4 protein-coding genes are annotated in these 7,206 nt (G+C 32.5%); all 4 read right to left on the bottom strand.

Annotated features, from left to right (window positions below; translation table 11 throughout):
• Positions 1-193: hypothetical protein (locus tag HNS38_RS19355; protein WP_172346940.1), on the bottom strand; the 193-nt coding region annotated here is incomplete at its 3' end.
• A 39-nt stretch (positions 194-232) separates the two neighbouring features.
• Positions 233-3,259 carry a LamG-like jellyroll fold domain-containing protein gene (locus HNS38_RS19350; protein ID WP_172278379.1) on the bottom strand — a complete coding sequence of 1,009 codons (3,027 nt, stop codon included), beginning with the start codon at positions 3,257-3,259 and terminating at the stop codon, positions 233-235.
• A gap of 383 nt (positions 3,260-3,642) precedes the next feature.
• Positions 3,643-4,470 (bottom strand): response regulator, encoded by an 828-nt coding sequence (locus tag HNS38_RS19345; RefSeq protein ID WP_172278381.1) that lies wholly within the window; start codon positions 4,468-4,470, stop codon positions 3,643-3,645.
• Positions 4,471-4,499: 29 nt separating this feature from the next.
• Positions 4,500-6,962 carry a tetratricopeptide repeat-containing sensor histidine kinase gene (locus tag HNS38_RS19340; RefSeq protein WP_172346939.1) on the bottom strand — a complete coding sequence of 821 codons (2,463 nt, stop codon included), beginning with the start codon at positions 6,960-6,962 and terminating at the stop codon, positions 4,500-4,502.
• Between the last annotated feature and the right edge of the window lie 244 nt (positions 6,963-7,206).

Raw genomic sequence — 7,206 nt, 5'->3', positions numbered from 1 at the left:
TTACGATGGCATATGAAATAGAAATTGTGATAAGAATAGCAATATCATTTCCAATGGGTGCCCCACCACCAACAGGTGTGGAACCTCCACTTCCTGTTGTTCCATTATTGGGTGGAGGAGGAGTTTGAGTAAAAGCAAAAGCTGAGAATAATAAAAATATTGCTGTAATTGAGTTGTTTTTTATATTTTTCATTTTTTTTTAAGTTAAAAGTGAACAGTGAATAACTAAAAGTTAGTTTCCAATGATAATTTTTTCTGTTTGACTAATATGATCTCCAATTAATTGCACCAAATAAGTTCCTTTTGAATGAGACATATTGATGCTTTGTAGTTCTTGTTGGTTTAATGAATTAGAATAAATCACTCGCCCCGCTAAATCATAAATGTATACTGAATTAAACTCATTAGAGGAGGTCTGTCGGATATAAACTTGTCCATCGTGAACATATACTTGTGCTTCTTGTTCTTCGATTTCTTCTGTTGCGGTAGCCTTAAGGTGTAATATGAAACGCTCCTCTGAGTCGGAAGTATTCCAGTTGAATTGGTAAGCTCCATTATTTAAGTCGTGTAAAGTGTTTAGTTTTGAGTCTTCGAGTTCGGCTTTTGCAATCCCATTTATTTGTTTTAAATAAATTGAGTAATCTCCGTTTTCATTATTTGTAAATCCCAATGGGATTAAATCAGTTTCAGGCCTTACATCAATAGAGAATTGACTTTCTCCATTTTTTGAATACAACTGTGAAATGCCTTCAACATTGGTGAGGAATTTATATGCATCAAAAGTAAAATCGAAATCTTGAGTAGCTTCAACTGAAAACTTAATCCATAAATCATCTTCATAATCTCCATTGCTTGTAGTAATTACAACTCCGTTGACAATAGTGTTATTTGACTTATAAAAAGCAGAAGCATTATTATGTACTCTATTATCATTGTTTAAATTAAGAGTTCCTGAGGAGGCTGGTACAATAAAAAAACCTTGACTTGGGGGAATATATTGAGATCCTGAACCACTGCCATCATTCCAACTAACATAAGCTGTTCCATTATAGTAGTTCACTGCACCATAGGTATCATCTAAATCAGCCCAGTTGATTGAAGATGGGTAAGGATTTCCAATAAGGTTGGCCCTATTATATTCTCCTCCTGAACCCAATGAAGTAAGCGAAATACTTTGATCTCCAGTATTTGGTGTTCCAGAGAAGGTATGTGTATCAGATCCAGATCCATCTGACCAAAAGCCAAATCCTTTTACTGGAGTTAAAACTTCATCTGTTGCACTAACTTCATACCACCAAGCATCCTCTTCACTCCAGGTTTGTACGTAATCGCCACTAAACATTCCACTTAGTGCATTAGATACTGGTGAGGATATTAAATGCCATTTCCCATTTGAAATGCTTCTTTGTATATTAAATGTTCCATTATTGGAGATGGTTCCTGTTGTTATTATTGATCCCCCAGATTCAATTGTTAATGTTGCTCCAGAATTTATAGTTAGATTCTTACAGTCGCCACTTAGTCCCGAACCAATTACAGGGGCAGTTCCTGAACTTGAAATAACAATATGATCATTACTTGTAGGTACAATATCACCATCCCAATTTGCTGAAGTATGCCAATCTGAACTTTCAGATCCATCCCAGGTTAAAGTCTGAGTATTAGTTGTAAATATTTGCTCATCACCATAAGATGTACCTTCAGAATTGCTAGCATAAGCTCTTACATAATATGTTGTACCAGGACTTAATCCACTTAAGGAAGAAACAAAAGCATCATCTCCTGTGCCATCTGAAGTAATACTACTGCTAGTAGTTGGTGACCCTGTTGTATTCCAACAAGCACCTTTTGCTGTGATAGATAATCCTCCATTATTGGTAATGGTACCACCAGAAGTGGCTGAAGTTTCTACAATGTTGCTAACAGCATCTGTAGAAAGGGTAGGCGAAAAAGTTTCTACACCAATTGCATAATATCCTGTTGTAGGTGTGTAGTTTAAGAAGGTAATTACATCACCTGATTTGCTTGTGTTTCCTACAGAAACTACTGCGAAATCTCCTGTTGTTCCGCTTCTACGTAAAAGAAAATAATTGTTTTCAGTATATGTGTCTACGTCCAAAGCCGAAGCAAAATCGCTTAAATCAAATTGAAAATCTACAGCGTCATTAGCATAATCATATAAATACCAAATTTGACTCGATCGTAAATTGATATTTGATGGTGTATTTGTTGATGTTGTTCCAGTAGAGATATCTGCTCCAAAAACATAATACTCTGTTGTACCTAATTCTCCGGAATTATCTCTTAAAGCTAGACCATCACTTTCTTCGCTAAATGTGGTAGTTTCCGATTGCCACAGTGCTTCTATATCATTTGAATAATCTAAAGGAATATTATCTAATAAGGGTGCAGTAGAAGTTACTAGGCTAGCTTCATTATTATTATCAAGATCATAGTCAGTAATTATACCACCAACAGAATTGCCATAATCTTCTGCAAAGCCGCCCTCGGCTGTGTTAAATCTATAATAAACCCATAAATTTGTAATATTACTTGGTTTGTCGTCGGATTGTATTTCTTTATGCATCCATTCTTGTATTTGTGATTGTGAAAGCTTAACATCCCAATATCTTAGCTCATCTATTCTACCTTGATAATTTTTTCCTGTTGGAACGCCATATTGACCTGCCTCTTCTCCAAAAATGGTAACTGACCATAACGAATAATCTATTGTTGAACTTGGGTTCCCATCATCAGCAGCATTCCCATCAATATATAAATCAGCATCTGAACTACTAATAGTGGCGGCTATATGATGCCAGCCTGAAAAGCCAGAAGGAATGGAATAATAAAGATACTCAGCATTACCATTAATCCAATACTCAAAAACAATGCGATCAGGAGATGCATCGATCCATATCCTATAACCTTTGCTACTATAGTATTTAGAAATAATTACCTGATCTGTTGATGGGGTCCAATCATTTGCATTCACCCACATATCAAAAGTAAATTCCGTATATCTAAAATTTAAATAACTTCCCGTTGAGGCGTAATCGTTACTTGCAAAATATGCACATTGACTTGCTCCTTGAGCATTGGTATTTTGATTAACGAAGAGTGTGATAATTATTATTATGTATGTAGATATTTTGAAGAATCGGTTTGGAAATTTAATTCTATTTGACCTATGTATTTCCTCAAGATAGGAAACACTTGACAGAATTTTTAAAAGAAAAAAGTAATAGAAATACTTCATAATATTGGTTTTTTAGCTTGGATTAATCCTAGAGAAAAAATGCAAAGTGAAGAGTTCAAAGCAACTGTTTTCTGGTTAGGGAAATAAAACGGTTCTCTTTCATATAATTGGCAGATTTCCTCTAGTCCAAATATACACAAGATAGTCAGGTATTCATAAGTAAAGCCATTAGCAAATTGTTAGCTAAGTCCAATCGAAAGTATTAGTAATTTGTTAGCTAATGATTAGTAATTTATCCCACTTTCTTCTTTACTTGCCATAAGTACAGTGTGATATGAGCTTTTCTTTCGGTTTGTATTTGAAAATTTGAGTTTTAAATAAGAAGGAGAGAAGAGAGAACTTTTACCTTGCATGATGAAGAAGCATCAAAGCATTAATATTTATTATAATGAGATTAAATACAATCTTAGATTCTGAGAAGTAGGAATACCTATTTTCTTTCGAAGTCTCGATTTAGAAACTCTCAAGCTCCCAAGTGTGACAAACATCAAATCAGATATCTCCTTATTATTTAAGCCCAGTCTTGTCATTTGGCACAGTTCTACTTCTGTGGAGGTTAATTGTGGATGATTCTTGAGTAGCTTTTTCAGAAATATTGGATGTAATTTCTGATAGGCATTGGCATGTTTTTTCCAGCCTTTGTTTTTTATTTGCTCTTTAATATCTCTATTGATTTGATCAATTTCAATAGCAATATTTTCATCTGTTTTCTTCTCTATTTTTTTTAATCTTGCTTGGAGTTTTTCGAAGAAGCGATTGAACTCATTGCTAAATGCTAAATTTTCAATCATTTTTAAATCCTTTTCCTTGATTAGAGTTTTGTGTCGTTCTGCTATATTCAAGGCTGAATTGAGCCGGGCTAATAGTTCTGCCGGAATTATGGGTTTCCTTATATAATCAACAGCGCCAGAGTCAATGGCTAATTTAAGATGTTCAGGTGTCATCAGAATTCCCGAAACCATGATACAAGGAATATATTCAGTTAATGGATTGGATTTTATCTCTTTTATCAATTCCAAGCCATTCATTTCTGGCATTTCCCAGTCCGTTAAGATAATATCAGGACTGTTATCTTCCAGTATTTTTAGAGCTGTCTTGGCGCTATTAGCTTGGTAAATAATAGATTCTGGATGGTATTTTTCAATGATAGAGACCATGGTGAGGAGGTTTTCTATGGAATCATCAATAATTAATATTTTATAAATAATCATATTTGAGAATTTTGAATCTGGATTGATATCTATTTTAAAATGGAATGGATTAAAAACATATATTTATTTTCATCATAATTAGAAACTGATGAGAGTACTTGTTGAGTCCAATCCTGGAGCTCATCAATGCCAAGTGCATTTATAGTGTTAATAATATTTTTCACATCACTAACTGCATATACTTGTAATTTTTCCAATTGGTAAAGATAAGGAATTACTTTTTCAAGGTCTTCCTTAGAAATGAATAAAGAGCTATTATCATATTCTTTTTGTTGTTGATTGATTTGGGGATGTTTATTTATCATTTTCGTTTTGTAATTGGGTATCCTTATCCAAAACTGTGCACCTAAACCTTCTACAGAATGAAGGCCTATATTCCATCCATGGGCTTGAACTGCCACTTTGCAAAATGCTAAACCTAGACCTGTGGAATGCGTTTTATCTGACTTCTTTTGATTGATTTGTTTGTATTTTTCAAAAATGATTTCTTTGTCATCTATATTTATTCCAGGACCGTTGTCTTTAATACTTAATTGAAGCTGATTTAGTTCAGATTCAGAGATGCTAATTTTTATATAGTCTTCGGAACAAGATGCTTTAATAGCATTGGTTAGTAGATTTATTAGTATTCTTAATAACATAGAATAATCAGCAGAAATACGATATTCTTTATTATAGTCAAGTTTTATTCGAATTTGTTTCTGCTCCCATAAAAAGTGAGTATCATCAATGGCTTGGTTTATCAGCTTGACTAAAGAAATATCCTCTTTATGTAAATTGATTTTTTGATGTTTGGCTTTATTGATATCCAACAGGTTCAAGACCAAGTTCAGCATATCTTGGCTCGTACGCTTGACTATTTCTAGCCTTAGTTCCTCACTTTCAAATCCTTCAATATTGGTTAATGCATTAAGAGGGTTCTTTAAATCATGAACCAGCATATTGATGAAAGTCTGCTTGAAATCATCGAGTTCTTGTAAATCTTCTAAGGCCTGTTTAATTTGTAGAGAAGTTAGTTCTAATTCCGTTTTTTGTTTTTTTATCGTTTGGTTTTGTCTATGTAGTCGATTATTAAGTAGTTTCTTTTTTCTAATGGAATATAATAAGAATATAGCAAATGAAATCAATAAAATACTAATCCCCAAAGAATAATTTCTAATCATGGAATGGGTTTTAATTTCAGCATCATGCTTAAATTGTATTTTAGTTTTTTCAATGGCATTGTTTAGACTATCTTCGAGTTGTTCTTGTTTAAATTTATAATTCAAATCAAGACTAGTAAATTCTATTATCTTCTCTTGGTTAAACAAACTGTCTTTTAATTCATTATATTCTTTAATATAGAATAATGATTTGCTTAAGTTATTTTGGGCTTCATAAACTTGAGATAAAACTTGAGTAATATTTTTCAATTCATTGGTAAATGAATGGTTTTTTGCTTTGAGGTATCCTTTTTCTAAAACCTTTTGTGCACTTGAGTAGTTCTTTTGATAATAAAAGGCTTGTCCAAGAAAATAACTGGCATCCGAAAATTGTCTATAATCATTATGCTTTTCGGCTATTTTTATGCTTTTACTACTGTATTCAATTACTTTATTATAATCTGGCTTGTCATGCATTAAATAAAATAGAGATAAAACTGAATAATAAGAACACATTCCAAGTTCGTATTCAATACTTTGATAGCAAGCTTTTGCTTTCTCCAAATATTCAAAACCCAAGTCAGTTTTCTTATCATTTAAATATACTTCAGCTAGGTTGTTATAGGTCATTCCTAATTGGTGGTTTTCAGGGATTTGTTCAAGAAAACGGATGGCATTTAAATAGGCTTGTTCTTCCTTATAAGGCTCTTTCATTTTTCTATAGATATTACCCATGGTATTATAGTTACCACCTATACTCATGAAATTATCGCTCCCTTGCAAATGGTCTAATGAAACCTGCAAATATTTTAATGATTGTGGATAGTTTCCGATTTCAAAGTAAGTAATGCTCATATAATTATTAACTACAGAGATCCAAGCGCTATCTTGTGTTTTCCTTAGCCAATAATCACTTGAGGAATAATTCTCTAATGAAGTTTCTGTTTCACCTAAATAGGTATTATTTATTCCCAAAAAGAAATAAGTCTTTCCTATATTTAGGCTATCCTTTAGTTCTTTATAAAAACCTATACTCTCACTAAGAAAAATATTAGAGGAGTCTAGCTTGTTTATATTCTGGTAATAAATTCCTAAATAGTAATTTGAGTGGGCCAAGTATTTGGGAGAAGATTGAGCTTTGGCATCCGATTTTAATTCATTGGCAAAATGGAATAATTTTTCTAATTCATTATTTTTCAGGTATTGTTGTAAAGCTTTGTATTTCTGTTCTAAAGCCTCACTTTTGTTTTGAGAATAGAGGCAGTTATATGATAGACTAAATGTGAGTAGGGTGAATAGGAAAATAATATTTTTTGATATCGATATATAATTATGGTTAGATTTTTTCATTCCCTTAGTTAAAATTAATACTAATGATTCATTTTTAATGGATGCTGAAATGGGTTTATCTTAAGTAACAAATATAAGTATTACTTTAGATATGATTACTATTTATCGTTAGCAATACGTTAGCAATTGAGATCTTAAACTTTTGCATTGGTGTTTTATCAGGCCATTGCTAATACTCAGGTGATCTCCTAACCTGAGTTCGATTATAAAAACAGAGCTAATTGATCGTCTTTCTCCAAATCAT

Origin of the sequence: Lentimicrobium sp. L6 (assembly GCF_013166655.1) — a bacterium.
GTDB lineage: Bacteria > Bacteroidota > Bacteroidia > Bacteroidales > UBA12170 > UBA12170.
This window is presented reverse-complemented; position numbering and strand designations above follow the sequence as displayed.